26 protein-coding genes are annotated in these 26,828 nt (G+C 68.7%); 17 read left to right on the top strand and 9 right to left on the bottom strand.

Features of this window, described 5'->3' with window-relative positions; all coding sequences use genetic code 11:
- Window positions 1-471: 471 nt before the first annotated feature.
- Window positions 472-1,518 carry an AfsR/SARP family transcriptional regulator gene (locus KME80_RS07460; RefSeq protein ID WP_219501822.1) on the top strand — a complete coding sequence of 349 codons (1,047 nt, stop codon included), beginning with the start codon at window positions 472-474 and terminating at the stop codon, window positions 1,516-1,518.
- A 44-nt stretch (window positions 1,519-1,562) separates the two neighbouring features.
- Here the strand turns inward: KME80_RS07460 and KME80_RS07455 are convergent, their stop codons facing one another.
- On the bottom strand, window positions 1,563-1,952 hold the full coding sequence (locus tag KME80_RS07455) for a hypothetical protein (RefSeq protein ID WP_219501820.1): 390 nt from the start codon (window positions 1,950-1,952) through the stop codon (window positions 1,563-1,565).
- Window positions 1,953-2,237: 285 nt separating this feature from the next.
- Here KME80_RS07455 and KME80_RS07450 point away from each other — a divergent pair, with 285 nt between their 5' ends.
- Entirely contained in the window at window positions 2,238-2,933 is a 696-nt protein-coding gene (locus tag KME80_RS07450; RefSeq protein WP_219501818.1) for an ATP-binding protein, read from the top strand.
- 1,346 nt (window positions 2,934-4,279) lie between these two features.
- Window positions 4,280-4,549: a hypothetical protein gene (locus KME80_RS07445; RefSeq protein ID WP_219501817.1), complete on the top strand. Its 270-nt coding sequence runs from the start codon at window positions 4,280-4,282 to the stop codon at window positions 4,547-4,549.
- Window positions 4,550-4,625: 76 nt separating this feature from the next.
- Here KME80_RS07445 and KME80_RS07440 read toward each other — a convergent pair whose 3' ends face one another.
- Complete coding sequence (locus KME80_RS07440; protein ID WP_219501815.1) at window positions 4,626-5,375, bottom strand: hypothetical protein; 750 nt, start codon at window positions 5,373-5,375, stop codon at window positions 4,626-4,628.
- Window positions 5,376-6,026: 651 nt separating this feature from the next.
- Here KME80_RS07440 and KME80_RS07435 point away from each other — a divergent pair.
- From KME80_RS07435 to KME80_RS07400, 8 genes are all read left to right on the top strand, one after another.
- Complete coding sequence (locus KME80_RS07435; RefSeq protein ID WP_219501813.1) at window positions 6,027-7,049, top strand: hypothetical protein; 1,023 nt, start codon at window positions 6,027-6,029, stop codon at window positions 7,047-7,049.
- Between the two features lie 269 nt (window positions 7,050-7,318).
- Window positions 7,319-8,323, top strand: coding sequence for a DUF932 domain-containing protein (locus tag KME80_RS07430; RefSeq protein WP_219501812.1), 1,005 nt, complete (start codon window positions 7,319-7,321; stop codon window positions 8,321-8,323).
- 239 nt (window positions 8,324-8,562) lie between these two features.
- Window positions 8,563-8,832, top strand: coding sequence for a 14-3-3 family protein (locus tag KME80_RS07425; protein WP_219501810.1), 270 nt, complete (start codon window positions 8,563-8,565; stop codon window positions 8,830-8,832).
- An 11-nt stretch (window positions 8,833-8,843) separates the two neighbouring features.
- Entirely contained in the window at window positions 8,844-9,035 is a 192-nt protein-coding gene (locus KME80_RS07420) for a hypothetical protein (protein ID WP_219501808.1), read from the top strand.
- Window positions 9,036-9,175: 140 nt separating this feature from the next.
- Window positions 9,176-9,691, top strand: a complete 516-nt coding sequence (locus KME80_RS07415) for a hypothetical protein (RefSeq protein WP_219501806.1) — start codon at window positions 9,176-9,178, stop codon at window positions 9,689-9,691.
- A 132-nt stretch (window positions 9,692-9,823) separates the two neighbouring features.
- On the top strand, window positions 9,824-10,372 hold the full coding sequence (locus KME80_RS07410; protein ID WP_219501804.1) for a hypothetical protein: 549 nt from the start codon (window positions 9,824-9,826) through the stop codon (window positions 10,370-10,372).
- A complete protein-coding gene (locus KME80_RS07405) occupies window positions 10,369-10,710 on the top strand; it encodes a hypothetical protein (protein ID WP_219501802.1) in 342 nt (113 codons plus the stop codon). Before KME80_RS07410 ends, KME80_RS07405 begins: the two co-directional genes overlap by 4 nt.
- Window positions 10,707-11,120, top strand: a complete 414-nt coding sequence (locus KME80_RS07400) for a tyrosine-type recombinase/integrase (RefSeq protein WP_219501800.1) — start codon at window positions 10,707-10,709, stop codon at window positions 11,118-11,120. Before KME80_RS07405 ends, KME80_RS07400 begins: the two co-directional genes overlap by 4 nt.
- 546 nt (window positions 11,121-11,666) lie before the next feature.
- Here the strand turns inward: KME80_RS07400 and KME80_RS07395 are convergent.
- From KME80_RS07395 to KME80_RS07385, 3 genes are all read right to left on the bottom strand, one after another.
- Window positions 11,667-12,224: a hypothetical protein gene (locus KME80_RS07395; RefSeq protein ID WP_219501796.1), complete on the bottom strand. Its 558-nt coding sequence runs from the start codon at window positions 12,222-12,224 to the stop codon at window positions 11,667-11,669.
- A gap of 63 nt (window positions 12,225-12,287) precedes the next feature.
- The gene (locus KME80_RS07390; RefSeq protein ID WP_219501795.1) at window positions 12,288-12,497 is read right to left on the bottom strand and encodes a hypothetical protein; all 210 of its coding nucleotides are present in this window, start codon (window positions 12,495-12,497) and stop codon (window positions 12,288-12,290) included.
- A gap of 57 nt (window positions 12,498-12,554) precedes the next feature.
- Window positions 12,555-13,031 (bottom strand): ATP-binding protein, encoded by a 477-nt coding sequence (locus tag KME80_RS07385; protein ID WP_219501792.1) that lies wholly within the window; start codon window positions 13,029-13,031, stop codon window positions 12,555-12,557.
- A 256-nt stretch (window positions 13,032-13,287) separates the two neighbouring features.
- Here KME80_RS07385 and KME80_RS07380 point away from each other — a divergent pair, with 256 nt between their 5' ends.
- Entirely contained in the window at window positions 13,288-14,118 is an 831-nt protein-coding gene (locus KME80_RS07380; protein WP_219501790.1) for a helix-turn-helix domain-containing protein, read from the top strand.
- Entirely contained in the window at window positions 14,106-14,321 is a 216-nt protein-coding gene (locus KME80_RS07375; RefSeq protein WP_033411412.1) for a DUF397 domain-containing protein, read from the top strand. The genes KME80_RS07380 and KME80_RS07375 overlap by 13 nt, the downstream gene beginning before the upstream one ends.
- A 277-nt stretch (window positions 14,322-14,598) precedes the next feature.
- Here the strand turns inward: KME80_RS07375 and KME80_RS07370 are convergent, their stop codons facing one another.
- Both KME80_RS07370 and KME80_RS07365 read right to left on the bottom strand, forming a co-directional pair.
- Window positions 14,599-15,801 (bottom strand): cytochrome P450, encoded by a 1,203-nt coding sequence (locus KME80_RS07370; protein ID WP_246644275.1) that lies wholly within the window; start codon window positions 15,799-15,801, stop codon window positions 14,599-14,601.
- Window positions 15,802-15,832: 31 nt separating this feature from the next.
- Entirely contained in the window at window positions 15,833-16,654 is an 822-nt protein-coding gene (locus KME80_RS07365) for a TetR/AcrR family transcriptional regulator (protein WP_219501788.1), read from the bottom strand.
- 110 nt (window positions 16,655-16,764) lie between these two features.
- Here KME80_RS07365 and KME80_RS07360 point away from each other — a divergent pair, with 110 nt between their 5' ends.
- Genes KME80_RS07360 through KME80_RS07345 form a run of 4 tightly spaced genes read left to right on the top strand, consistent with a single transcriptional unit; the run spans window position 16,765 to window position 21,177 of the window.
- Window positions 16,765-17,223 (top strand): (2Fe-2S)-binding protein, encoded by a 459-nt coding sequence (locus KME80_RS07360; protein WP_219501954.1) that lies wholly within the window; start codon window positions 16,765-16,767, stop codon window positions 17,221-17,223.
- The gene (locus tag KME80_RS07355; RefSeq protein WP_219501786.1) at window positions 17,220-18,209 is read left to right on the top strand and encodes an FAD binding domain-containing protein; all 990 of its coding nucleotides are present in this window, start codon (window positions 17,220-17,222) and stop codon (window positions 18,207-18,209) included. The genes KME80_RS07360 and KME80_RS07355 overlap by 4 nt, the downstream gene beginning before the upstream one ends.
- On the top strand, window positions 18,206-20,476 hold the full coding sequence (locus KME80_RS07350; RefSeq protein ID WP_219501784.1) for a xanthine dehydrogenase family protein molybdopterin-binding subunit: 2,271 nt from the start codon (window positions 18,206-18,208) through the stop codon (window positions 20,474-20,476). The genes KME80_RS07355 and KME80_RS07350 overlap by 4 nt, the downstream gene beginning before the upstream one ends.
- Window positions 20,473-21,177, top strand: a complete 705-nt coding sequence (locus KME80_RS07345) for a TetR/AcrR family transcriptional regulator (RefSeq protein ID WP_219501782.1) — start codon at window positions 20,473-20,475, stop codon at window positions 21,175-21,177. The genes KME80_RS07350 and KME80_RS07345 overlap by 4 nt, the downstream gene beginning before the upstream one ends.
- Before the next feature lie 4 nt (window positions 21,178-21,181).
- Here KME80_RS07345 and KME80_RS07340 read toward each other — a convergent pair whose 3' ends face one another.
- Window positions 21,182-24,073 carry a carbohydrate binding domain-containing protein gene (locus KME80_RS07340; RefSeq protein ID WP_308125648.1) on the bottom strand — a complete coding sequence of 964 codons (2,892 nt, stop codon included), beginning with the start codon at window positions 24,071-24,073 and terminating at the stop codon, window positions 21,182-21,184.
- 128 nt (window positions 24,074-24,201) lie between these two features.
- Window positions 24,202-26,256 (bottom strand): carbohydrate binding domain-containing protein, encoded by a 2,055-nt coding sequence (locus KME80_RS07335; RefSeq protein ID WP_219501777.1) that lies wholly within the window; start codon window positions 26,254-26,256, stop codon window positions 24,202-24,204.
- Window positions 26,257-26,828 lie beyond the last annotated feature (572 nt).

Here is a 26,828-nt window from a genome sequence, read left to right as displayed (position 1 = left end):
CGGGGCGTGGTGGAGTTGGGCGAGGCGGAGCCATCATCAAGGCCACGGGCGCAATCCACACCGAAGAGCTCACCCTCCAGAACGAAACGTTCCCAGCCAACGCCTGTTGCCATACCTGCGACTGCGTCGACCAAGCAACAAGCAGACAAGCCGCGCAGAGATGAGCCGCGCAAGTGGCACGAGACGGTCTCACGGCCAGATCGGCCGGCCGAGCCTATTCCGAGCCGACGCGACACCGTCAGGCGTGTCCATCGCAGGCACCATCAGGACCGCAGCGCGCCTTCCCAGCGGCATCACACTCGAATCAGGCCACGCGATCCGCTTTCGCCCTTCCCGTCGCCTGTGGTCTCGCGATCACCTCTCTTGCCGCCCGCGAGCGGCGGCGCAGGAGATAGGACGGAGAACCGCGCTGGGGCCTCGTCTGAGGTGAGGCGACCGTTTGGCGCCGCGCTGGCGTTTGGACTGCTGGTGATGCTGCTGGGTGCCACGCTGATCGCCAGAGTGCGGTCCCGGCTCGCTCGACTAAGCATGGAGCCGTCTGTGGTTCGCCGTCGGCTTCAAGGGCACCAGAGCGAGCGGGAGGGTCTTCCCGTCACGCTGGCTGCTGACATGCAGACTCCCCGCGTCGCGCCCGCCAAGGTGAGGACGGCCGGCGACCTTGAGAGCCTGAAGACCGCCGCGCCTGTACCTGCGCAAAGCGGCGAGCAACCGCGAGCATCCGCCCCTGCGCCAGACACCGTGACAGCTCCGCTTGGGTCCGGGGAATCGGGCTTCGTGGTGGCACCGGGCAAGGCCAGGGTCGAGGCGCTCGGGGTACTGCGGGTGGCCTGGGGTGGGCAAGATGTGCCGTTTGGGCGGGCGGAGGCGCAAGATCTGTTCGCGCTGTTGTCGGTTTCCCCGGACGGGGTGTCGTCCGAGAGCATCGTAGAGGTGTTGTGGCCGGGTGATGGCGAGCGCGGCGGGCGCCGGTTGGAGTCGGCCGTTCGGGAGATCAACCAGGCCATGAGACACGCGACCGGGTGCGCGTCGGGGGTGCGGTTCGTGGTGAAGTCCAGAGAACGGCGGCTGCTGCCTGCGGCATGGTTCGATGTGGACTTCTGGCGGTTCGACGCCGCGTGTCAGCGCGCTGCCACCGCGGCTGACGACGCGACACGGACGACGGCCTTGCATGAGGCGCTGGCGCTGTATCGGGGGCCGCTACTGGCGGGTCGTGATGATCTGTGGGTGCTCACGCCCCGGCAGGCCGCTCAGCGGCATGCGGTCAACGCCGCTGTACGGCTGGCCGAGCTGATGCGGGCAGATGATCCGGATCGGGCGGTGGACGTCTTGCAACTGGCGGTGGAGCGCATCGATCCCTACAGCGAGATGTTGTGGGGTCAGCTCATGACGATTCAGGCAGAGCTGGGCCGTCAGCTCGCGGTCAGGCGCTCGTTCGAGCTGTTGAAGGAGCGGCTGGCGGAGATCGATACAGCGCCGAGCCCGCAGGCCCGGCAGGTGTATGAGCGGCTCCTGCGCTAATCAGCCCGCCCGGAGGTACGACCCTGGTGACAACGACCGGGACGTCACCCGCCGTCGCGAAGCGCACGCCGATCCCGGGCGGGGTAGCCGGCTAGAACCTCGGCGGTGAGCAGCTTGACCGGTTGAGTGGCATAGATGCGGGCCAGAAGCCGCAAGGTGAAGACGGAGGGGCGCCGGCCCGCTTGCGGCCAATTCTCGTAGTCATACAAGCGGGCCTCGCGCAGCCCTGCACCGGTGGTGCCGGCGAGCCGGTGGAAGGTCTCGACCACCTGGGCGGCGGTGAGCCCGGCGGTGTATCGGTAGAGGTGTAGTGGGGTGGCGGGGTGGTCCAGGCCGAGGATGACGGCGATCTGGTCGGTGGTGAAGCCGTGCTGGCGTAGGTAGCGGCTGCGGCGTCGGCAGTCGAGCAGGGTCTGGTATCCGGTGCCGGACATGGCCTGGGTGTCCCTTCACATGTTGCGCGTTGTGCGTGGTAGGCCCGTTGGGGTTCCGGGGTGAGGGGACGGTAGGCGGGCTTGGTGGAGGGGCTCCAGCCTGGGCGTGGGGTGATCGACGTCGGGGGATGGCGGCGGCCCGGGCCGGTCATGGCGGATTGCTGCTGGTGGGGACGGTGTGGGTGTGCGTTTCGGGTTGGGGGTGTGATTCGGGCGGCGAGGTGGGTGATGGTGCTGGCCGCTCCCGGCACGGTGCCGGGATGAGGACCGGAAGGGACATCCTGCATGGACACGCGTACGCAGCACACGAGCCTGGCCGAGCCGAGCAGCCTCCACACGTCGCCGGCTTTCGGCTTCCGGCGGCAGCCGTTCGGGGAGGAGTTTCCGGATCTGGCGCCGGGTCTGGTGATGTCGACGTTCCGCTCCTCGCGGGTGTGGGGTGGGATGGCGTGGCGGCGAGCCTTTCCTGGACGGGGTGACCAGTCGGCTCTCGCGCGCCGGATGGTGGGGCAGCTTCTGGCCGACACGGGGCGGGCTGATGATGCTCGGTGGGTGACGGCTGAGCTGGTCAGCAACGCGCTGCGGCACTCCTTTTCGGGCCGGGAGCGGGGGTTCTTCGTGGTGGAGGTGCTGCGCGGGGCGGAGTCGGTGCGGATCGTGGTCTATGACCTGGGTGGCGGGCCGGTCCCGGACTTCTCGCGGACGCCTGGCTCGGTGCTGGAGGTGGCCGAGGACGGCCGGGGTCTGGCCGTGGTGGCCGAGGTGGCGGATCGGGTCGGGGTGGCGGGTGGTGCGGCGACCGGGCACGCGGTGTGGGCGGAGCTTTCTCTGACCAAGGGAGCTACCGAACCGGTCACCGGGCCGGCGTCGGATGACGTGACGGGTGACCGGGTGGAGGAGCCGAGTGGCGTTGTGCGATTGCCACCGTCGGATGAACCTGGTGCCAGCCGTCAGGAGGAGGGGGCCGTCTGGAGGAGTTGAGGTGGAAGGCTGACCAGGTGTCCGCGTACGGGCAGGAGCCGTGGGCTCGGCAGGCGCTCGCCGCGCTGCGCCGGGACTGGCCTGACTGGGGCTTCCTGGTGGTGGGCTACCGGTGGCTGGCGCTGCGCGGCAAGCAGGTCGTGATCAGCGCTACCGGGCCGCGGGAACTGCGGTACGCCTTGCCGCCGATCCCGTCGGTGCGGAACGGGGCTCAGCTGGTTCTGCAGCCTGCGCCGTGGGCCTCGGCGGGCGCACCCTACGCGGGGGCGGGTGCGGCCAGTGCAGGCGGTGGGGTCGCTGCGGGGCTGAGCGGTCCGTGGTCGGCCGGTACGCCGCCGTCGGGGGGATGGCGGCGGAGCGGTCGGTGACGGGCACGTGGGCGGTTGCGGGCGCTGATGGGGCACGGATGACGTGGTGGCAGGACGGGTGGTGGCCGTGGCGTCGGCGGCGTGACCGATCACGGCCCGACTCGCGCACCCCGGGAAGGGCCTCCTCCGGTTCGACGATCGAGCCGGAGGAAGGTGGCCGGCATCGTCATCGCCGTGCCCGGCACAGGCCCTCGCCGTTGGCTGGTGGCATCGCGGCATAGGGCTGCGGGCCGCGTGCGGTATGGGTTCGGGGCCGGGCTTGACACCTGGGGTGCAGGTGGGCGTTCATACCGGTCAGTCCGCCCCGTTGGATGCGCAGGGGTACGGGGAGGGCTGGAGGGGTTCGTCTCACGTAAGGGGTGAGGCGAACCCGCCGCCGAGCTAAGAGCAAGCCTGGCAGCATGGGCGTCGCATCACTTCGGCGGGGTGTTGCGGGTTCCGCTGGTGAGGTGTTGATCGGTGTCGCATTCGGTGTCGCGTTTTGTTGTCGCATCCGGTGTCGCCGCTGAGATCGCGACACCCTCTGGCGTGTCATCTGCTCAGGTCATGCGGGTTTCGTCTGTTGCTTCGGCCGCCCCGAATCGCCTAGAGGCGACTCCTTGAATATGTGTGCGCGCGTTCTCGTGCATGCCTGCACTGTTAATTTCTCTTCTCTTCTTCCGTCTTTGTGTCTCCGTCCTGCCCTTCCTTCAACGGCAGGTTGCCGGCCAGCGGCCCGGCCGCTGGCCGGCCCTTGCGGGGACCTTGTCCTGTGTGGCGAGCAGCGTCTCGTCGTGGCTGGTCACGGGGTTCGGGCGGGCGGAAGCGGCGGCGGGGCGCGGAGTGACGGTGGGATGGGGCGGTGTCGGATCGGAGGCCGGGAAAGAGGCGAAAAGCTTTACCTTACTGCCGCGAGAAAAAGCGGCACGCCCTACGGGTGGTGGCACTATCGAGATAAAATAGAAATGTCAGCGGAAAGAAAGTAGAAAGGCGGAAGAAATGGCGCATGGTTCGGGCGACTTCGACGGCGAGTTCATGGCGGTTGCGGCGGCGGATGTCCGTCCTACGGATGTGGTGCTGAACCCGGCCCGCTATGTGTCGGACCCGACCGCGTTGCCGGGCGGCATGATCGACATCTTCCGTCCGGCCGACCCGGCGCGGGCGTGTGAGGGGTGCGACGCGGGGCCGGGGGAACCGTGCGGGGCGGGGTGTTTGGGGTTGGCGGCGTTGGATGACGCCACCGGGTACGGGTTCGCCGACGTGGGCTGACCGGGCCGGGGCAAACGCGCGGCCCCGGTACCGCCGTAGGGCGGTGCCGGGGCCGGTTGCGTTGCCGGGGTAGGGGCTAGGCGGGGGCGGACGTGGCGGTGCTCTCAGGCCCGCCCGCGCCGCCTGTGGTGGCGTCCGGGGCGGCGGTGGGCGGATGGGTGTTCACGTGGGCGGCGATCAGCTCGGCCACGTCAGCGGGCGGGGTGTCGGCGCGAAGATCCGTGACGGGGTACATGCCGCCAGGGGCGATACGGCCGAGGTAGATCCATCGGATCGTGAGCGGCGGCGCGGGCGCGTCCCCGTGGGCGGGATCGGTGGCGGGCGTCAGCGGGACATGTACCTCGACAATGTGCCCTTCAGACGAACGGTATTCCTGACCGTAGATGTCGTGGGCGCGAGTGTGGTCGGCGGGGTAGCGGCTGCCCTGTGAGTGGCGCTGGTAGCCGTATGCCCTGAGGGCGCGGGTGTAGGGCAGGGTGAGGGGCATGTACGCGGCGATGTCATCGCGGCTGAGGTAGTAGTCGCCGAGAATGTCGGTCATGTCGGCGGCGATCGCCTGAAAGTCGGGTTGCCCGCCCGGCATGCATGCGCCGCACGTGCGGGCGTCTTCCTGAGTAGAGCAATGTCCGTCGAGGGTGAACATGTCCTCGTATGTGCAGATTTCCAGCAGGGTGCCGTCGTCGCCCCGTTCGGTCGGGACGATGACGGGCTGATCATTGGGGTCGTCCCACATGATCGCCCATCCGGGGCCGTAGTTGGCTAGCGCGCGGGCGTGCCCGGCTTTGACGCGGCGGTGGGTACGGGTTCCGATCCCGGTGTGTTCCATGCGGCTCCTTCCGTTTACCCCGGCGCGTTGACCAGGGTGCGTTTGTCGGCGGTGTTCCCGCCTAATTCCATGGACGCTCGCTTCCGTAGTGATGTCAATCGGAATTCGCATTCACCTCGCAGAATCTTTCCCACGGGAATTCAGGCAATCCGGCATCGTCCACCGTCGTATTCTTGTTAGGCGAAGAGTCGGGCCTGCCCGGGATGTCAAGCCGATCCGGCGACTTTCTCGCGAGATGTTTCCGTAGATCAGCGGTTGTTTTGTTAGGGCAGCCTCTCTAGCCGCCGGGGTGACACTATTTGATGCCGGATCGACTTGCCGCCCGCGTTGCCGGCGAGGGGTGGTCGTGACGCAAACGAAAAACACCGGCCCGCACCGGGGCCGGGAAATCAACCGAAAAGGGCGTCACGCAATGGCTATTCACACCCCGGAAATGACCGCTACCGAAACCATCCCCGCTGATGCGGAAAGCGCCGTTACCGCAACGGCCGCCACCGCGCCCCTCACGGCCCCTGACAGCGCCGCAACCGCGGCCTCCGGCGCTGACCCGCCCCGGATGCCGACGGGCCTGTGGCGGCGGTGTGGGCGGCGCTGAACGCCGAGCCGGGCGGGTCGGCCGCGGCGATCGGGGCGGCGGCGGGCCTGAGCCGGATGGCGGCGGGGAAGATCCTCAACGACTTCGAGGCGAACGGCCGGGCGCAGCGGGAGCCGGGCGTGAGCGAGGGCGGGCGCGGGCGGGCGGCTGACCGATGGTTCCCGATCACCCCCGAACCCGTCACCAACACCGTCACCGACGCCGTCACCGACGCCGACGCCGACGCCGACGCGGAGCCGACCGGTACCGCTGACGCGCCCGTCCCGGCCCCCGAGATGCCGGATGCCGCGCCCGAGGGGATCATCGCGCCCGGTACGGACGCCGACACCCCGGAGGTTGACGCGGTGCCCGCGCCGGGGACGGACACGGCTCCGGCCGCGATCGGTTCGGCCGATTCGGCCTCGGCGGATGAGCCGATCGGCGAGGAGGACCTGATCGCCAGTGAGGCATCCGGTCAGGATTCGGGCGGGGCGGACGGTGACCTCGACGTGGTCACCGAGGCAGACCAGTCCGGGCCGGTGTCTGTGCCGGTGGCGGACGACCCGGCATGGGCACGGGCGCACGCCGAACTGGCAGAGTTGGTCGACCTGTTCGGCGGAGTGATTTCGGCGAAGGACGAGGGGAACGCCGTGATGGCGTTGGGGTGCCTGGAAATGGCGATGACCAAGGTCGCCTCAGCACACCGCAATGCGCGGGCGGCGCTGACTGGCAACGCCGCCCCGGCCCGTGCGGTGTCGGCGGCCCGTCCGGGTGCCGGTAGCGGCGCGGGCGCGGGGGATGCGGTTCGGCCGGGTGCGTTGCGGGACATGGTGTACGCGCACCTGGTCGAGTTCCCGGGCAAGGACTTCACCCCGTACGAGATCGGGAAGGTCATCAACCGATCGTCCGGTGCGGTGGCCAATGCCCTGGACCGGCTGGTCAGCCTCGGCGAGGCGGTGCTGACGTGTGAGCGGCCCCGCCGGTTCGGCCTCGCCCCCACTGCCAAGCCCACCCTCGCCGCCCCCGCCGCCAAGCCCACCCCCGCCGCGCCCGCCGACACCCACGACCCGGACGTCGACGAGGACGCCGACGCGGCCTGAACCCCGAGGTGGGGCGGGCCGCCCTTACCGGCCCGCCCGCCCCAGCCCGGGTAGTGGGCGGGACACCCCTACCGCCCCGCCCGCACCGGCCCGCAACACGTCCGCGCACGGCTCCCGGCCCCGCGCCGGACGAACGCCCAGCACCCACTGATCACCGGCACAGCGGCCCGCACGGGGCCGGGGGCCGACCCCCCCCTGACACCCATCGCGGCATCGCGTCTGTGCCACGTCCCCACACACCGAAAACCCCACATCAGAAAGGCACTGCCATGGCTCACGAGATCGAGATCTTCGCCAACGGTTCGGCCGTATTCGCCGCCGCCGGGAAGCCCGGCTGGCACGGACTCGGCTACACCGCGCCCGGCCCGATGACCGCCGAGGAGCTCCTGTCCAACGCGCAGCTGGCCGGGTGGAACGTGCGCAAGGTGCCGGTCGGTCAGGTCACCGACCCGGTCACCGGCCAGCCGGTGGTCACGGACGAGGACTTCCTGGTGGTGCGCACCAACCCGGTCACTGGCCAGCCGCAGCGCCTCGGCCGCGTCGGTAAGGAGTATCAGGTCCTGCAGAACGAGGACGTCACCGACTTCCTACAGACGCTGGTGGACGAGTCCGGGGCGATCTTCGACACGGGCGGGTCGCTGAACGGCGGGCGGCGGGTGTTCGTCACGATGCGGCTGCCTGAGCCGCTCATGGTGGGCGGGCTCGATCAGATCGACCTGTACTTGGCGGCGTTCTCCCGGCATGACGGGTGGGGCGCGTTCACGACGGTCGCGACCCCGGTCCGGGTGGTGTGCGCCAACACCGAACGGGCCGCGCTGGCCAACCACGCCTCCAAGTTCACCGTCCGGCACACCGGCAACGTGGCCGGGCGCATCGCCGAGGCGCGCGAGGCGCTCAAGCTCACGTGGAAGCACGGGGAAGCCTTCGCGGCCGAGGCCGAGAAGCTCCTGGCGGCACCGATGAACTTCGCCGAGTTCCGCAAGTTCAGCCAGGTCCTGTACCCGATCCCGCCGGGCGCTAAGGACCTGGCGCGCAAGAACCGTGAGCTGACTCTGCGTCAGCTTGAGCACCTGTTCGCCTACGCCCCTACGCAAGAGCCGATCCGTAACACGCGGTGGGCGGCCTACAACGCGGTGACCGAGCGGCTGGACCACCAGAGCCCAGTGTTCGGTAGCCGCGATGTGGCCACCGTCCGCGCCGAGCGCGCCCTGCTCGATGACCACGACAACGCCAAGATCAAGGCCCGCGCCTTCCGGATGCTCTCCACGGTCTGACCGGACCGCCCCGGCGCGGCCCCCTCACGGAGCCGCGCCGGGCATCTCAGCCGGACGGCGTAACCCTGCGCGCAGCCACGCCGCTCGCGCCGAATCCACGCCCACACGCGGCGTGCGCGCTGGAGCGGCCCCCACCGACGATCCCCTCGGTCCCGCCCATGCCCTCGGCCGACAATGCCCGCGCCCGGCCGGGCGACCCCATCGAACGACCCCATCACCTGATCGCGAAGGAGTTCATCATGGGACGACTCGAAGACCTGGCCCTGCACAACGCCACCCTCGCCCGGCATGAGCTCGGCGAGGCACTCAACCGCATCGCCTCCCTCGACGACGAAGGCACGTTGCGCGACAAGGACCTGGGCCGCATCGCCTACGCCTACCAGCGGATGTCATGGTGGCAGCAGGTCACCGACCTCACCCACGGCCGCGAGGAGACCGTCGACGGTGCGACCGCGCTGGAGATCGTCCGGCAACGGGCCCAGGACCTCCTGATCAACGCCGCCCGCTGACCAATGGCGGCTTGTTCGCCCTGGCGATGGCCGAGTCCCGCCGGGGCGGCGCGCGTGCCTTCCTGGACGCCACCCAGAATCTCGCCGACGCGCTCACCCCGCCGCCCGTACGAGATGCCTGCTCGGACGACGGCCTTGCCACTCACGCCGCCTCGCTCGCCGCTGCCGAGCCTGCAGGTTCGGCCAGCGAGTACCGGCTGTGACAGTCGGGCTGGCACGCGCTGCCCGCATGGTTTCGCCCGCCCTCTGCTTGTAGTGGCGAGGGCGGAGCGCCGGACCGGCGGTCACCCCATGACCCTCACCTCTCACCTGCCCATGTCACCCGACGAAAGGAACGCATGCGATGAATGACCGCTACCAGCCCGGGCCCCCGCTCCTGGATGACGGGCCGCCCACCGCCGCCCCAGCCTCCGACATCACCAACTCCTCGACCGGGCAGACGCGGCGCTCGTTGGATGAGCTGATATCCGAGAAGATCAGCGCCGCGCGTCACGCGCATTACGCTGCGGCGGCTGAGGCGGTCGCCGCCCTGCAGAACGGACGCTGGCTATCAGGCGAGCAGTTGTTCGCCACCGAGTACACCCGGTCCTCGCGCGCCTGGTGGGATCTGGTGGACGTGCAGATCACGGCCAACAGGCCGGCCTGTGATCACGCGGTGCGGTGGGTGCGCTCCTGGACCCGCCACTACCTCACGAACGAGGCCCCGGCCGGGCGGCCGGGGACGCTGTTCGAGCATGCGGTCGCCCACGCCTCGCGCATCGCCGCCCGCGACTTCCTCAACGCCAGCGGCCAGCTCCTGACCCACCACCTCGCCGGGTCCGTCGCCAAGCCGACATCCCGGATCCGAACGCGCCGGTGAACCACCGCCACGCCGACGACCCAGCAGCATCCCCGGTGATGCCACCGGCGTCGGCGGACGCGCCATGAACGACCAACACCCCGCGCCAGCGCGCCCCGGTGCTGGCTTCACCACGCGACGAAGGACAGTCCCATGCGGAACCCACAACACCCGGATGCCCCGGCTCCTGCACCCGACACCGGCACTGCCGTCACCTCCGACCTCAACCCACGCGAGCCGCTGTCGGTGGAGGTGGTGATCGCCCAGGCCCGCCAGATGCGGCAGCACAACGCCGACATCATCGGACGGCGGCTGGGCCGGGGCGAGCGGTTGAGCGCCGAGGTGCTCTACGACACTCTGCACGCCCAGATACTCGCCGGGTGGTGGCTGCTCGTTGACCGGCACATTCGGCACGCCCGAGGTGGCCGGGGCCTGCCTTCGGAGCAGACGGTGGCCAGGTTCGTCGCCTGGATCAGCCCGTATCTGGACGACGACGCCAGCGCGCTCGACACCGCTACGAACTTCCGCATGCTCGGGCTGCGCTGCGAGCACGAACTCGCCCTGGCCCACTTCGAGCGGGCCTTGGCCCTCATCCGGCAAGACGCGGCTCGAACGTTCCTGACCCAGGCGAAGGCACTCCCGCCGGCCTCCCCGGCAGAGGCCCCGAGCAGCAGTTCGGCGGGGCGGGAGGCGAAGGCATGAGCAACAGCACCGCCACGGGCAACCCCTCCGGCACGCCTGAGCCACCAGCCATGAGCAGGCCCAGCACGCGCCGCGCCGACAGCTCGCGGCTGGAGTTCTTCCAGATGATGGCCTGGAGGTGGGGCATCACCACCGCCAAGAAGCTCACCCGTGCCCGCATCCCTCAGGGCCGGATCGATCCCAGCCGCGAGATCGTCGTCGACGCCGAGAGCATGGGCTTGCTGAAGGAACACCACACGCGACAGGCGAAAGAACGGCTGGCCGCAGGCGAGGACTGGGTCGAGTCGGGGTTCGTCTTCACCGACGAGCTCGGCCGGCCCCTACACCCCAGCACGTGACCGACCGCTTCTACCAGATCTGCTACCAGGCCGGGCTGCCGCCGATCCGGCTGCACGACCCGCGCCATCTGGCGGCCACCGCGATGCTGGCAGCCGGAGTGGACATCAAGCTCGTGCACGAGGTTCTGGGGCACAAGACCGCGTCCTTCACCCGCTACCTACACCAGCGTCTACCTCGAAGCAGCCGCACCCGCGGCCGAGGCGACCGCCGCGTTCCTGACCGGATCGCCGGTGCCCGCGCCCCGGCCGGTCCCACCTCGGCCGAGCACAACCGGAACCCGGTCCAACGCCGAGGTGGGACAGGCCGGTGGGTCGGTAGTGCCCCTGCCGACCAGGCCAACCAGTCCGACGCCACCCGCCAGGCAGGAAGGACGAGGTGTATGCGGAGGCCGGTCAGCCGCACAGGATGACCGGCCTCCGCTCTCTTCCGCCGGGTCCAGCGGCAGCACCCTTTGGGGAGGGGAGGTGCTTGCCGTCGGACGATTTCGGGGGTGGGCGGCCCGTCGCGTCACGCCTCCGCTGCCGCGACACTCCCCTCCCCGACAGGGGCCGCCCTGGCGACGATCAGGCGGACGGGGGGCACCCGCCGTGATCGTCTTCGGGAGGTGGCTGGCCGTTGTCCTCTTCCGGCCGGCCACCTTGAGGCGACCGCGTCCGCGCTAGTGCATGAGGCGTTTGCGGTCACTGCTATCTCGGGAGCGCACCAGCCCGCCTGGGCTCGGTCCGGCATGCTCAAGAAAGTTCGGGGTGCCCTCACCCGGCTTCCCGGACATGGCCGAGTGAGGGCGCTGTCAGCCACAGGGATCCGCCCGCTCAGCGGCTGTGGCTGACAGGGGTCGGGAACCCGTCCGGCGTCGGCCGGTCGGGTCGGGGGTGCGTGCCCTGACGCCGTACGGCGGCGGCGAGGGACGCTTCCCGGTTCACTGCCCGGGGTGGGCCACGCGCCCTGGGGTGGTCTACGCCTGTGGGGTCAGGCGGGCCGACGGTGCTGCCGGGGTCAGCACGTGGCCGATCCGTTCGGCAGCGGTGGCCATGTCACCGACACCGGTGATCTGTTCGGCCCAGGACCACCACAAGCTCCACTCGCCATCGAGCGGCGCGGCGGTGACCACCTCACACAGCGAGGCGCAGTCAGGGTTGATGACCCGTAGGCGCGGCATCAGCCCGGCAGGGGTAAGAAGGCGGGCGTGCAAGCCTCGTTCTTCCAGCAAGACTCGCAGCTCGGCGAGGTAGGTGGCGGCCTGCTCGGCCACGTCGGCGGGGATGGGTACGGGCATGACGATCTCCCACGAGGATGGGCTGGAACGGTCAGGATTTCGGGGGGCTGGTTGCGGCTGGTCGAACGCCGCGAGGTAGACCTTCCGCGCGATCACTGCAACGACGCCGAAGAGGATGACGCTGAGCACCGTCTGAGGCACCGTCCGCGCCAGGCGGGCGGGCGTCAAAAGAACGAATGCAACGAACCCGCCTGTCAGGAGCAGCGCCAGCGCGGAGAGCACCTTGTCACGGGACACGGGAGAGCCTTCCTGTACGAGAGATGGGAACAAGCGTGAGGTAGGGATCGCGGGCCGAGGCGATCACCGGCTGAACAGGGAGCGGTCATTGGTTTGTCGGCGGCGGGCCCACAAGTGGTGCCCGAGCACGGCAACGACGAAGACGCTCTGCCCCAGCACGAGCACCGCGACGATGACCGGGAGCGGCACGCTTCCGGGGGAGGCGGTGATCCAGCCGCCGAAACCGGCAGTGACGAACAGCGGTAAGAGCACGATCAGGTGATGGCGTCGCACAGAAGCTCTTGTTTCTCTGATGTCAGCCAGAACTCCAGGGTGAGGCTCCTCCGCTGGCTAGATCGGGGTGTGGAAGAGTTCCTCTAGTTGCGCCGGGGTGGGCTCCCGGTCGAGGTGGCACCACACGCAGCGGTATCCACCACTGGGCAGCCGGTAGCTTCCCCACCGGCCGCGCGACAGGTTGTCCACGATCGCCAGCCCACGCCCGTGTTCGGAATGCAGATTCGGCCCCTGCGTCGGGATGCGGGCCGGTGCCGAACAGCGTGAACCGGGATCGGTCACCACCAGCCGCAGGATGGACTCGTCCTGAGACAACTTGAGCGTGATCTGGCCAGGGGAGCCGTCAGCAGTGGTGGCGTCGGCGTACTTCACGGCGTTGGTGACCAGCTCCGAGGTCACCAACATTGCGATCTCGAAGGCGGCACGCTCGGTTCCCAGCCACGCACGAACCTTCTGCCGTGCCAGATATGGTGCCTGATCGCTGCACGGTAGCTGGGTGAATCCGAGTTCCTCAAAGTGGATGATGGGGGTCATGGGATAGATCACCGAATTTGCCTCGCTACTTCCCGATCACCGGTGCTTCTATGTGAAGAATGCGCGAAATGATTAACACGTCTGCTCGCCGCTTCGTGTAGCTGGTCGGCGTGGTTCAAGCTGATCTGAGGAGACCATCTCAGAAAACGCCTGCGTGATGGCCCCAATGCGAAGCACTTCCCAGGCACGAACCAGGTGTGCTACTACACATGCCTGTGCTTTTCTCGTGTGTTCTCGGGACGGAGGCTTCATTACCATGGAAAACGGCGAGCCGGAAGCCGAATTGAAAGCACCGAGAGTTGAATTCGGTGCCCATCTTCGTGATTACCGCATAGCTGCAGGGAAGCGGCAAAAGGAACTCGCTGCAATGCTCGGCTGGTCAGTATCGAAGATCAGCATGGTCGAGCGTGGAGAGCGCCCAGCGCATGAAGACTTCGTCCGCGCCGCCGACTCTGCACTTGGAGCAGATGGCGGGCTGCTAGCCCGTTGGCGCGAGACCGTCGAATACGCCACCCGATGGCCCATCTGGCTGGCTCAACTGGCGGAGATCGAACAGCAGGCAGACACCCTGCAAACCTGGCAGCCACTGATCGTTCCTGGCCTGCTCCAGACTCCGGAGTATGCACGAGCCATCTTCAGCGGCAGACCCGCCATCACCTCTGACGAGGTCGAACACAATGTCGCCGCACGCTTGGAACGCCAGCGTGTACTTCAGCGTGACAGAGGGCCTACCCTATGGGCGATACTGGATGAAGGAGTCCTGACCCGACCGACCGGCAGTGAGGCGGTGATGGCCGAGCAGATGGCTCACTTGGCCGCCCTGGATGAGCACCCCCGCATCAACATCCGCGTGCTCCCGCACAACTCCTGGCTGACCACCGGCTTGCAAGGAGCTTTCATTCTCGCTGGCGGGCCAGGGATGCCAGATATGGTCTACCTCGAGTCCATCATCACAGGCCAGATCACGGCCGACAGCGAACGCGTCCGCGAGGTCAGGCTGAAGTACGAGATGCTGCACAACGAAGCCCTGCCCCGTCGAGCTTCGCTGCAGCTCATAAGGGAGATGGCAGAGAAATGGACGAACTGACCGAAGAACTTCTCAAGAACGCTGCATGGCGGAAGGCCACCCGCTCTGGCGATAGCGGTGACTGCTTGGAAGTGGCGCCCCTGCCTGACGGCCGGGTGGGCTTGCGCGACACGGAGCGCCTCGATCTCGCTCCGTATGTGGTCTCACCGTCCGTCTGGGCAGCGTTCGTCGATGGTGCGAAGAAGGGTGAGTTCGACTTCTAGTACATGCCGTCACGGGAGACGGCCGGAGGCTCTTCGGTACTAGCCGAAGACCCTCCGGCCTTCCACTCGATCGTGGCCATCTTGCGGGCGGCCTGCCGCCGACGACGACCGTGTGATCCGCATCCCCTCCACCTGACACGGCACGTGCCACCGCCGACGTCGTCCCTGGACGCGGCCTCGCCGACACGCCGTCCCGCCGATCATCACGTCTTCTCTTAACGCCTGCTCACAGCCCGTTGATTCAGACGCGAAAAGAGTTCCTCCCGCGCCTGCCATGTCACCAGGTGAGCATCAGTGACTTCAGGCCGAAGATGGCGTTGAAGGCGCGGTACTCGATCTGATCGAAGGGGTCGGCCAGGGCGAGGAGGGGGAAGCGCCGGAACAGGGCGGGGAAGGCGATGCGCATCTCCGCGCGGGCCAGTGGCGCTCCGAGGCAGTGGTGCACGCCGTGGCCGAACGCGAGGTGGCCGAGGTCTCCGCGGGTGATGTCGAGGCGGTCGGGATCGTCGATGAAGGCGGGGTCGCGGTTGGCGGCGGGCAGGGAGGCGGTCACGAGCGACCCCGCCGGGATGGTCTGCCCGGCGATCTCCACGTCGGTCGTGGTGATGCGGGGCGGCATCGTGTGCAGGATGGACAGCCAGCGCAGCAACTCCTCCACGGCCGGTTCGATCCGGGCGGGGTCGTCGCGGACCATGGCGAGCTGGTCGGGGTGGCGCAGCAGGGCCAGGACACCCAGGCCGAGCATGTTGGCGGTGGTCTCGTGCCCGGCGATCAGCAGCAGCCCCGAGATGCCGACGAGCTCGTCGGTGCTGAGGTCGTCGCCGTGTTCGCGGACCAGCATGCCCAGCATGTCCTCGCCGGGTCGCGCCTGCGCCTCGGCGACCAGGCCGGCCATGTACGCGCGGTTCTCCCGCGATGCCGCCAGCCGCTCCTGCATCGGTGACGACATGTCCAGCATGCGGGCCGAGCGTGCCTGGAACTCGCCGCGGTCGGAGTAGGGCACGCCCAGCAGTTCGCAGATCACCAGGGACGGCACCGGCAGCGCGAAGTGGGCGATCAGGTCGGCCGGCTTGCCCGCGCGCTCCAGGTCGTCGAGGGCGGATTCGACGATCTCGGTGATGCGTGGTTCGAGCCGGCGCATCCTGCGCATCGTGAACTCGGCGGTGAGCATCTTGCGCAGCCGCGTGTGCTCCGGCGGGTCGAATCCGATCAGGTTGCCGGCCCGCAGCCGGGCCTGATCGTCCTCGCTGATGTCGCTTCCGGCGGCCAGGGTGAACGGGGCGGGCCTGTTGCTGCTGAACCGGACCGGGTCCGACAGCATCTGGCGGACGTCGTCGAAACGGCAGAGCATATAGGCGGGCATGCCGAACGGCGTCATCGTCCGCACGACGCCTTCGCCGTCGCGGATCCGGGTCAGCTCCTCGACGGGGTCGAACCCGTCGCGTCGCATCTGGACCGGCAGTTGTGGAGCTTCGGACATGGTCTGCTCCTTGCGAGGTGGTGGGTGGGGCCTACGTGTGCTCGATCCCGGCTTCGGGGGTGGCGACGGCGCGCAGGAACGCCTCGGCGAAGACCGCACAGGTCTCCTCCATGCTGGGCAGGTCGAAGCCGGGGACCTGGTCGAGGGCGGGGCGCAGCACGAAGTGCATCACGGCCGGGGCGATGAGCTGCTGGATGAGCAGCGGCATCGGCAGGGGGCGGATGCGTCCGGCTGCCATTTCGTTGGCCAGCCATCCGCCGAGGCCGGCGAGCTTGCGGGGGGTGAAGTGCTCCAGCAGGCGCCGCAGGGCGGGCTCGCCCGGACGGGCCAGCGCTTCGGCGAGCATGGCCGGCATCACCCTGGGCTCGCGGGTGAGCGCTTCGGCCAGCAGCAGGTAGATCCGGTTCACGGTCCGGCTCAGGTCGGCGGGCGTGTCGGTGACCACGTCCTCGACGTTCAGGAGCGGCATGTGGCGTTCGAAGATGGTCCGCAGCAATTCGTCCCGGCCGCCGAAGGTGACGTACAGGCTGGGCAGCGAGCAGCGGGCGGCGGTGGCGACCGCGTCGAGGGTGAGGGCGGCCAGGCCGTGCTCGCCGATCAGGCGGGCGCCCGCCTCGATCGCGCGTTCGCGCACCGGGCGCTGCCCGCCGGGGTCCACCCCGGCGGCGCGTACGGCCGCGTCGAGGGCCTGGCGGGAGCCGCCGACGCGGCGCAGCAGGGTGCTCCGGGAGACGCCGGCCTCCTGGGCGATCGCCAGGACGGGCACGTCGGCGACGTCCTTGCCCAGCCGTTCGGCGGCCCGCAGGGCGGCCTCCACGAGGTCGACGGGAACGCGGCCGTCGGTGTCCGGCATCCGCGCCTCCCCTGGACCGTCACCGTCTCGCTGTGACACACTGATAATCATAACATCAAGCGAAGTTCCAATGCTGGACCCGGCAGGAGAAGCCCGTGCCCGAGATACGGATGAAGGTGAACGGCTCCGTCGCCTCGCTCGAGGTGGAGCCGTGGGTCAGCCTGCTGGACGCGCTGCGCGAGCGGCTCGGCGTGACAGGGCCGAAGAAGGGCTGCGACCAGGGCGCCTGCGGCGCGTGCACGGTGCTGGCCGACGGCGTGCGGATCAACTCCTGCCTGGCGCTGGCCGTCCAGTACGACGGCCGCGAGATCACCACGATCGAGGGGGTGTCGCATCCGCTGCAGGAGGCGTTCATCCGCCACGACGGCTTCCAGTGCGGCTACTGCACCCCAGGCCAGATCTGCTCGGCGATCGGCATGCTGGCCGAGCACACCGCGGGGATGCCCAGCGCCGTGGCCGACTCCGGGCCATTGACCGAGGCCGAGGTCAGGGAGCGGATGAGCGGCAACCTGTGCCGCTGCGGCGCCTACAACGGCATCGTGGACGCGATCATGGAGGTCTCAGGATGAGACCGTTCGCCTACGTCAAGGCTGCCGACGTCGAGTCGGCGGTCCAGGCCGCCGCCGAGCCCGGCACGAAGTTCCTGGGCGGCGGCACCAACCTGGTCGACCTGATGCGCGAGGGCGTCGAGCAGCCCGACACCCTTGTGGACGTCACCGGCCTGCCGTACGACACGGTGGAGGAGCTGCCCGGCGGCGGGCTGCGGGTCGGCGCGATGGTGCGCAACAGCACCCTGGCCGCCGACCGGCGGGTGCGCGCCCGCTATCCGGTGCTGTCGCAGGCGCTACTGTCGGGAGCCTCCGGCCAGCTCCGGAACATGGCCACCGTGGGCGGCAACCTGCTGCAACGCACCCGCTGCCCCTACTTCTACGACATCGCCTCGGCCTGCAACAAGCGCGAGCCGGGCAGCGGCTGTGACGCGCTGGAGGGGTTCAACCGCGGCTGCGCGATCCTGGGCGTGAGCGACCACTGCATCGCCGCCCACCCGTCCGACATGTGCGTGGCGCTGGCCGCGCTGGACGCCGAGGTGGAGGTGCGCGGCGTGAGCGGCACGCGGCGCGTCCCGCTGGCCGGCCTGCACCGGCTGCCCGGCGACACTCCGCAGGTCGAGACCGCGCTGGAGGCCGGTGACCTGATCACGGCGGTCGAGCTGCCGCCCGTTCCGGTCGCGGCCCGCTCCCGCTACCGCAAGGTCCGCGACCGCGCCTCCTACGCCTTCGCCCTGGTCTCGGTCGCCGCGGCCCTGGGGGTTGACGACGGGACGATCAGCGAGGTACGGCTGGCGCTCGGCGGCGTGGCGCCCAAACCCTGGCGTGCCCGGGAGGCCGAGCGGCTCCTGACCGGCGGACCCGCGGACGATGCGGCCTTCCGCCGGGCGGCCGAGGCCGAATTCGCGTCCGCGACCGTACGGCAGGGGAACGCGTTCAAGACGACCCTGGCCGTCTCCACCATCGTGGCCACGCTGCGCGAGCTGAACGAGGGAGCGGCGCGATGAGCGTCAAGTACGCCGAGACCGAGCCCGCGACCGGCAAGTCCACGTACGTCGGCCAGGGCGTCGACCGGCGCGACGGCCCGGCCAAGACGACCGGCCAGGCTCGCTTCGCCGCCGAGTTCCCTTATCCGGACCTGGCCTACGCGGCGCTCGTGCACGCCACGATCGCGCGCGGCCGCATCACCGCCCTCGACACGACGGCGGCACGCGCGGTGCGTGGCGTGATCGACGTGCTCACCCACGAGAACGCGCCGGCGATGAAGCCCGCGCCCAAGATGAGTGTCCTCGACCTCAGCTCGATCGCCTCGGGCACCTCGGTCAACTACCTGGCCACGGACGAGGTGCACTGGAACGGTCAGCCGATCGCGGTCGTGGTCGCCGAGACGCCCGAGACGGCCCGGTACGCGGCGTCGCTGGTGCGGCCGTCGTACCAGGAGCTGCCCGCCTCGGTGGACTTCGCGGCCGAAGAGCCGAACGCGGTCCCGGAAAAGGGCATTCCGATCATGGAGAGCGGGGCCGACAAGGGAGACGCGCACGCCGCGCTGGCCGCCGCGCCGGTCTCGGTGGACCTGCGCTTCAGCACGCCGCCGTACAACCACAACGCGATCGAGCCGCACGCCACGACCGCCGTGTGGGACGGCGACCACCTGACGCTGCACGAGGGCGCGCAGAACATCCCCTGGCTGCGCAAACACCTGGCGCAGCGGTTCGGGGTGCCGGAGACGTCGGTCCGGATCCTGTCGCCGTACGTCGGCGGCGCGTTCGGCGGCAAGTCGCGCGCCTGGGCGGGCACCCTGCTGGCCGCGCTGGCGGCACGGGCGACCGGCCGCGCCGTACGGCTCGCGCTCACCCGAGCGGGCGTCTACCACACCGTCGGCGGCCGCACCCCCAGCGCCCAGCGGGTCGCGCTCGGCGCTGACGCGGCAGGACGGCTGACCGCACTGATCCACACCAGCGTCTCCAGAACCGCCCGGATCGGCGGCATGCCCGAGCCGATCACCGCGGCCTCCCACCACCTGTACGCCGCTCCCAACATCCATCTGGCCCAGAACGTCGTCCAGCTCGACCTGCTGCCCAACACCTTCATGCGCGCCCCCGGCGAGTCCATCGGCACCTTCGCCGTGGAATCGGCCATGGACGAACTCGCCTGGCAACTGGGCATGGATCCGATCGAGCTGCGCATGCGCAACGAGCCCGAGCGGGGCCCGGTGGGCGGGCAGCGGTTCACCCACCGCATGCTCAAGGAGGCGTACGCGCTGGGCGCCGAGCGGTTCGGCTGGAGCGAGCGCGACCCGCGCCCCGGCGTCATGCGCGACGGCCGCTGGCTGGTCGGCATGGGCGTGGCAACCGCCTTCCACCCGTCGATGCGCATGCCCGCGCAGGTCACCGTCCGGCTGGAGGCCGACGGCACGCTCGTGGTGCGCAGCGGCATGCACGAGATGGGCATGGGCACCGCGACCGTGCAGGCCCAGATCGCCGCCGACGAGATGGGCGTCCCGCTGGAGTCCGTCCATGTGGAGTACGGCGACTCCGACCTGCCGCCCGGCCCCGGTGCGATCGGCTCGGTGCAGACCGCCAGCGCGGCGGCGGGCGTGATCGACGCCTGCGCCAAGCTGAAGAAGTCCGCCCTCGCCCTGGCCCGCCGGGCGCCCGGCTCACCCCTGCGCGGCCGCAAGCTGGAGGAGCTGCAGGCCCGCGACGGCGGCCTCCACCACGCCCGCGGCAGCCAGACCTACGCCGAGATCCTGACCGCGGCCGGCCGCGACCACCTGGAAGCCGAGTCCAAGGCGGGCATGCTCGGCTTCGTCGCCCGCACCGTGCTCGAACGACGCCGGAAGGTGCGGGCGGCGACCGGCGCGCAGTTCTGCGAGGTCCGGGTGGATCCCGACACCATGGAGGTACGCGTCTCGCGCTGGCTCGGCGTCTTCGACGTCGGCACCGTGATCAACGCCAAGACGGCGGCCAGTCAGCTGCGTGGCGGCATCGTGATGGGCATCGGCATGGCCCTGTCGGAGCAGACCCTCATCGACGGCCGCGACGGGCGGATCGTCAACCCGAGTCTGTCGGAGTATCACCTGCCGGTGCACGCCGACGTCCCCCACATCGACGTGCACTACCTGAACGAGCCCGACCCCACGACGCCGCTCGGCCTGCTCGGCATCGGCGAGGTCGGCATCACCGGCGTCGCCGCCGCCGTGGCCAACGCCGTACGGCACGCCACCGGCAGACGTGTCCTCGACCTGCCCATCACCCTCGACAAACTGCTGTGAATCAGACGAGCGACCGCGACAGCCCGATCGCGCGTTTGCGGGCCGGACGCCGCCCCGGCAATCCCGACACTCGGGAGGCGATCCTCGCCGCTGCCCGCCACCTGTTCGCCGACAAGGGTTACGACAGCGCCTCCATCAGGGCCGTCGCCACCCGCGCCGAGGTCGACCCGGCGCTGGTTCACCACTATTTCGGCGCGAAGGACAAGCTCTTCCTGGCCTGCGTCAGCGCCCCGTTCGACCCGGCGGACCTGATGCCGAAGGTCCTGACGGCACCTCGCGCCGAGCTCGGCGCCGCCTTGGTGCGGGCCATCCTGGGCATCTGGGACTCTCCCGCCGGCAGCGCGGCCGCGGCGTTGCTGGGCTCCAGCTTGAGCAACGAGTGGATCGCGCGGCTCCTGCGCGAGTTCCTCACCACCCAGGTCCTGCGGCCGGTGCTCGAGCACCTTGGTATCGGCGAACAGGAGGCACCTACCCGGGCCGCGCTGGCCGCCACTCAGCTCATCGGCCTGGTCGTGATCCGCTACGTCCTCAAGCTCGAACCCGTCGCCTCCGCCTCGCCCGACCACCTGGTGGCCGCCACGGGCCCCACCGTGCAGCGCCATCTGACCGAAGCCCTGCCCGCCGCACTGCTGAACGGGCCGGTCCCGGGACCGGCCGAAGCGGGGAGCGCACCACCGCGCGCTCCCCGCTCCATCTCTTAAGGAACTACTTGAGGTACGGCCCGTCCGCTCCGATCTTGCCCGGAGCCGGGTTGCCGGCCTGGTCGAGCACGTAGGCGCGGACGTTGCCCTTGCCGGTGAGGGCGATTGACAGGGTCTGATCGGTGACGATCTTGACATCCCCGGTGACCGCGTCGATGTACTTCCCGTTGGGGATGCCGGTGAACGTGGCGCCGGAGGAGACGGTGACCAGGACGAAGCTGTCGGTGGACCCGCTGGTGTAGCGGCGCTTGTAGGCCATCTGCCCGGTCACGCCTTCGGTCGAGTACTGCCCCATCTGCAGCGCCGGGATCGTCCGGCGGATCTGGTTGAGCCGCTGCAGGTGCTTGACCAGCGGCTGGCTCAAGGTGGTCGCGACAGGTCCCGACGCGCTGGAGACCACCCCGTAGTCACTCGCCGTGACGGTGCCCTCGATCTTGTCGCCGTAGTAGGCGCGGCCCGTCGTGGCGATCGGGCAGCTGGGCCCGCAGTCGATCTGCTTGCCCTTCTGGAACTCGATCTCCGATCCGTAGTAGAGCGTGGGAATGCCACGGAAGGTCCACATCAGACTCATGTTCTCGGCCCAGGCGTCGGTGCCGCCGGCGTAGCGGTTGTGCGACTTGTTCGGTCCGAAGTCATGGGAGTCGACGTAGACGGTGTTGTAGGTGGCGTCGTTGACGCTGTCGTCGGAGTCCTTGCCGTTGTTGAAGGCGTTCTGCGCGTCGGAGAAGTTCATGTGCATGCGCATGTCGATGATGTTCATGCCGGAGAACTTCGAGTGGTCCGGAGCGTGGTACTCGTTGCCGTTCAGGAAGGCGTTGGTGCTGGTGGGCTGGTTGCCCGGGCCGAGCTGCCCCTCGTAGTTGTACTGCTCGATCGCGGCCTTCTCATCGTCGGCGCTGTACTCCTTGCGCTCCTTCCAGGTGAAGAACTGCGCGGAGTGGTTGACGGAACCGCGGTTCCACTTGTCGTTGACGAAGGCGGCCACCTCGCCGAACACGTAGAAGTTCTTGGCCTTCTCCTCGCCGAACTTCTCCTTCACCCGGTCGTAGATCGCCGGCAGGAAGCGGCGGTTCCAGGTGACCCGCGGGATGTGCACGGCAGTGTCGATGCGGAATCCGTCGACGCCCATGTCGATGTACCGGTTGTAGGCGTCGATGAGGTACTTCTGCACGTCGGCGTTCTCGGTGTTGAAGTCGGCCAGGTCATCGTGCAGCCAGCAACTGCGCGAGTCCTCGCCCTCCCAGTTGCCGATCCAGCACGGGTGGTAGTACTTCGTGGGGAACATGCCCGAGGTCGGGCTCGGCCACTGGCAGTTGTAGATGGTGTATCCCTCGGGGCTGTACCACTGCGTCGGGGTTCCCCAGTTCCGGCAGGTGTTGCCCGCGGGCTCCGCGGTCGACCACAGGTCGCCGTTGTACGGCCGCCCCTTGGCCATCTCGTTCTGCTCGGCCGACATGTCGGGGTCGTCACCCTGGTGCTCGACCATCGGGTCGTACTCTTGGCCCGGCACCTTCTTGCTGTACATCCATTTCCACTGCTCGTCGCGTATGCCGTAGATGGGCGGGACGAACAGGCCCTTTGCGCCCCAACGGGAGCTGTGATTGTAGACCACGTCCTGGAAGATCTTCAGGCCCTTGGCGTGCGCCTTGTTGATCAGGTCCTGGTAGGTGTGTCCGGGCGTCTCCAGACGCGTGTCCACCCGGTAGAAGTCCCAGCCGTGGTAGCCGTGGTAGTCGTAGTCGGAGCGGTTCAGCACGACCGGGGTGATCCAGATCGCGGAGAATCCGAGGCCCTTGATGTAGTCGAGCTTTTCGATGAGGCCCTTGAAGTCGCCGCGGAACATCGGGTCGTTGTTCACCGCGTTGCCGGACCTGATGTGCTGGCTTCCGCCCCGGTCGTTCGAGGTGTCGCCGTCGTAGAACCGGGCCGTCATCACGAAGTAGATGGAGTCCTTGCGAGGGTCACCACCGAGCGGAGTGCCCGGGGACGACGGCGGCGGCCCGTCGCCCGTCTTCACCGAGACGACATCGGAATACGCGGACTTGTTGCCCGCGGCGTCCAGCGCCCGCACCTTGTAGGTGTAGGACGTTTGGGGGTCCAGTCCGGAGTCCTTGTACGTCCTGCCGGAGGCGGATCGGACGACCGGGGTCTCGTTGCCCTTGGCCCGGCTGATCTCGTAGCCGGTGACGCCTACCTTGTCGGTCGACTCCGTCCAGGTCAGCGTGACGGCCGTGCCCGACGCGGTCGCCGTCAGATTCGTGGGAACGGTCGGCGGAGTCGTGTCCGGCGGCTCGGTCGTACAGGGCTCGGACGCGCCCGCGGTCACGACGCCGTTCTTCACGGTGGTGGTGCCGGTGCCGAGGGTGTAGTTCTTGCCGGTGTTGTTGTCCCAGGTGCCGCTGTTGTTGTTGAAGGTGGCCTGGAAGGTGGTGGCGGTGCCGAGGTCGACGGTCTTCTTTTTCCAGCCGGTGCAGGCGGTGTCCATGGCGATGCCGGGGACGGTGGTCCAGGTGCCGCCGATGCCGTAGTGGATGTTGGCTCTGGTCCAGGTGGTGGAGTAGTAGACGGTGGCGGTGTTCTGGGGGTTGGTGCCCTGGCAGGGATCCGTGGCGTTGGCGGTGGCCACGCCGTCCTTGACGATGGTGGTGCCGGTGCCGAGGGTGTAGTTCTTGCCGGTGTTGTTGTCCCAGGTGCCGCTGTTGTTGTTGAAGGTGGCCTGGAAGGTGGTGGCGGTGCCGAGGTCGACGGTCTTCTTCTTCCAGCCGGTGCAGGCGGTGTCCATGGCGATGCCGGGGACGGTGGTCCAGGTACCGCTGATGCCGTAGTGGATGTTGGCGTTGCTCCAGCTCGACTTGTAGAAGACCGTGGCGCTGTTCGCGGCACGGGCTGCGGTCACCGGTATCAGGCTTGATAACACTATGATCGCCGCGGCCGCGGCTGAGTACAGGCGCTTCATTGCCGTTCCTTCTGTTGGGGGATGAGAGTCGTCCCGGCCCGGACGAGGCCGAGACGCCCCGGCGTCGTCTAGCTGCCGCAAGGGTCGGTGGCGTTGGCGGTGGCCACGCCGTTCTTCACGGTGGTGGTGCCGGTGCCGAGGGTGTAGTTGTTGCCGTGGTTGTTGTCCCAGGTGCCGTTGTTGTTGAAGGTGGCCTGGAAGGTGGTGGCGGTGCCGAGGTCGACGGTCTTCTTTTTCCAGCCGGTGCAGGCGGTGTCCATGGCGATGCCGGGGACGGTGGTCCAGGTGCCGCCGATGCCGTAGTGGATGTTGGCTCTGGTCCAGGTGGTGGAGTAGTAGACGGTGGCGGTGTTCTGGGGGTTGGTGCCCTGGCAGGGATCCGTGGCGTTGGCGGTGGCCACGCCGTCCTTGACGATGGTGGTGCCGGTGCCGAGGGTGTAGTTCTTGCCGGTGTTGTTGTCCCAGGTGCCGCTGTTGTTGTTGAAGGTGGCCTGGAAGGTGGTGGCGGTGCCGAGGTCGACGGTCTTCTTCTTCCAGCCGGTGCAGGCGGTGTCCATGGCGATGCCGGGGACGGTGGTCCAGGTGCCGCCGATGCCGTAGTGGATGTTGGCGTTGCTCCAGCTCGACTTGTAGAAGACGGTCGCGGTGCTGTCGCCCGTCGGGGTCGGGGTCGGGGTCGGGGTCGGGGTCGGCGTCGGGGTGGGGGTCGCGGTCGGCGAGGGCGAGGTGCCGGCTCGGATGGCGACGGCGCTCTTGGCTGGCACGGTGACCGTCGCCGTGCCGGCGGCATCCACCGTGACCGAGCCGCTGCCCGCGACGTTGGGGTACGTCCCGGCGGGCAGGCCGGTGGTGAAGGTGCGGGTGACGCCGCTGTTCTCGTTGTTGATGGCCACCCAGCCCCTGTCACCGCGGCTGAAGGCGATCAGGTTGCTCCCGTTGTCGGTCCAGTTGCCGACGGAGGTACCCCTGACGGCGTTGTGGAAGCCCACCATGCCGGACATCTCGCGGTCGAAGCAGGTCCAGCGGCCGTTGGAGCAGTCAGTGTCGGTGACGAACCCGCCGTTGGCGGAGGGTGGCCCGCCCTCCCTGTCGCTCCAGGTGAAGGAGGAGTAGACGTTGGGCTTGCCATACGGCCAGGCCAGCATGAACACGTTGGCCAGCTTGTAGGTGGCGCCGTACTTGTACGTGAGCGTGGAGTCGCCCCGTTCGGTGTCGTGGTTGTCCACGAAGACCATGGCCTTGTCGCTGCCCACCGACAGGCCCCAGCTCTGGCCGAAGGTCTGCAGCGACTTGATCTGGCCGGTGAACTGCTCCTTGAGCTTGCGGCCGTAGACGAACTCGTCCACGTCGCCGACGCCGGTGTACTGGCTCGGCTGGACCGCCTCGTTCTGGCCGTAGATGACTTCCTGATGGATGTAGGGCGACCCCTTGAGCCTGGACTTGATCGCCGCGAGGTCGTCGGGGCTCATGTGCTTGGCGGCGTCGATACGGAAACCGTCGACGCCCAGGTCGATCAGCTTGTTCAGGTACGCGGCGATCTGGTCGCGCACGTGGTCGGAACCGGTGTTGAGGTCCGACAGGCCGACGAGCTCGCAGTTCTGCACCCGCCAGGCGTTGTTGCCGTAGTCGGCGTCGTTGATGCCGCAGGCCGGCTGGTGGAAGTCCTGGGAGGAGTACAGGCCGGGGTAGTCGTACTTGCTGAAGCCGTAGCCGCCGTAGCTTGTCGAGCCTTGTCCGGTCATGTGGTTGATGACCGTGTCCACCTGGACCTTCACGCCCGCGGCGTGGCAGGCGTCGATCATCTGCCTGAACGCGTCCTGGTCACCGAACTTGCTGGTCAGGTCGTACCGGGCGGGCTGGTAGATGTCCCACCAGACCGAGCCTCCCTTGGACATGGAATCGGACGGCGGGGACACCTGCACCGATCCGTAGCCGGCCGGGCCCAGGACGTCGGTGCACTCCCTGGCCACCGACTTCCAGTTCCAGTTCCACAGGTTGACGGTGACGCCGGGGCCGGAGGCGGCGTTGGCGGGCTCCTCGGTGAGAACCGGCAGCGCCACGGCGGTGGCCGCCACCGCGGCCGCGCTTAACGCGCCCGCAACGATTGCTTTGTAGAGTCTCATGGTGGGGGTCTCCAGATTGAGGACGGGATCCCGTGAGGGCGGGCCGGGTGGGCGAACACCTGGCCCGCTTCCATGCGAAACGCCTGCCGAGAGGCGTACGGGTTGGCTCGGCTCGACGACGCGAGCCGGCGTGACGATGCTGTGTCGTCCTCGTTCCGCGCCGCTGCGGAGTGCTTGAGAACGGAACACGGAGACGAACTGGCCGCCCGGCCCCGTACATCGTGGGCGTTGGGGGAGGGGGCGGCGCCCTCGGAGGGGTGGGGGATGGGCACACCGTAGGGGCCTCCATGTTCAGGTTTCCTAGGTGTTGCCTGGAAGTTACTCAGTGGCCATCCGGATTGCAATAGTTTGCAGAGAATTCCAGAATATCTCTCGGTCTATCTCGCCACTCTTGCTATCAAGTGTCCGTTTTTTCGTGGACATCCACACGCGTCAGTGACTAAAAGTAACGGGAAAGAAGCGGTCCGCGTGAAGCCGGGGAGGTAATTGTGGATCATTGCAAAGAGCGCGGAAAGCTCTTGCGGTGACCGTAGAGGGGTCCGCAACGTTGCTGTCTCAAGTCCATGCAATGG

Source organism: Nonomuraea ceibae (assembly GCF_019396325.1).
Taxonomy (GTDB): domain Bacteria; phylum Actinomycetota; class Actinomycetes; order Streptosporangiales; family Streptosporangiaceae; genus Nonomuraea; species Nonomuraea ceibae.
The sequence above is the reverse complement of the archived record's forward strand: the minus strand, read 5'-3'. Positions and strand labels throughout refer to the sequence as shown.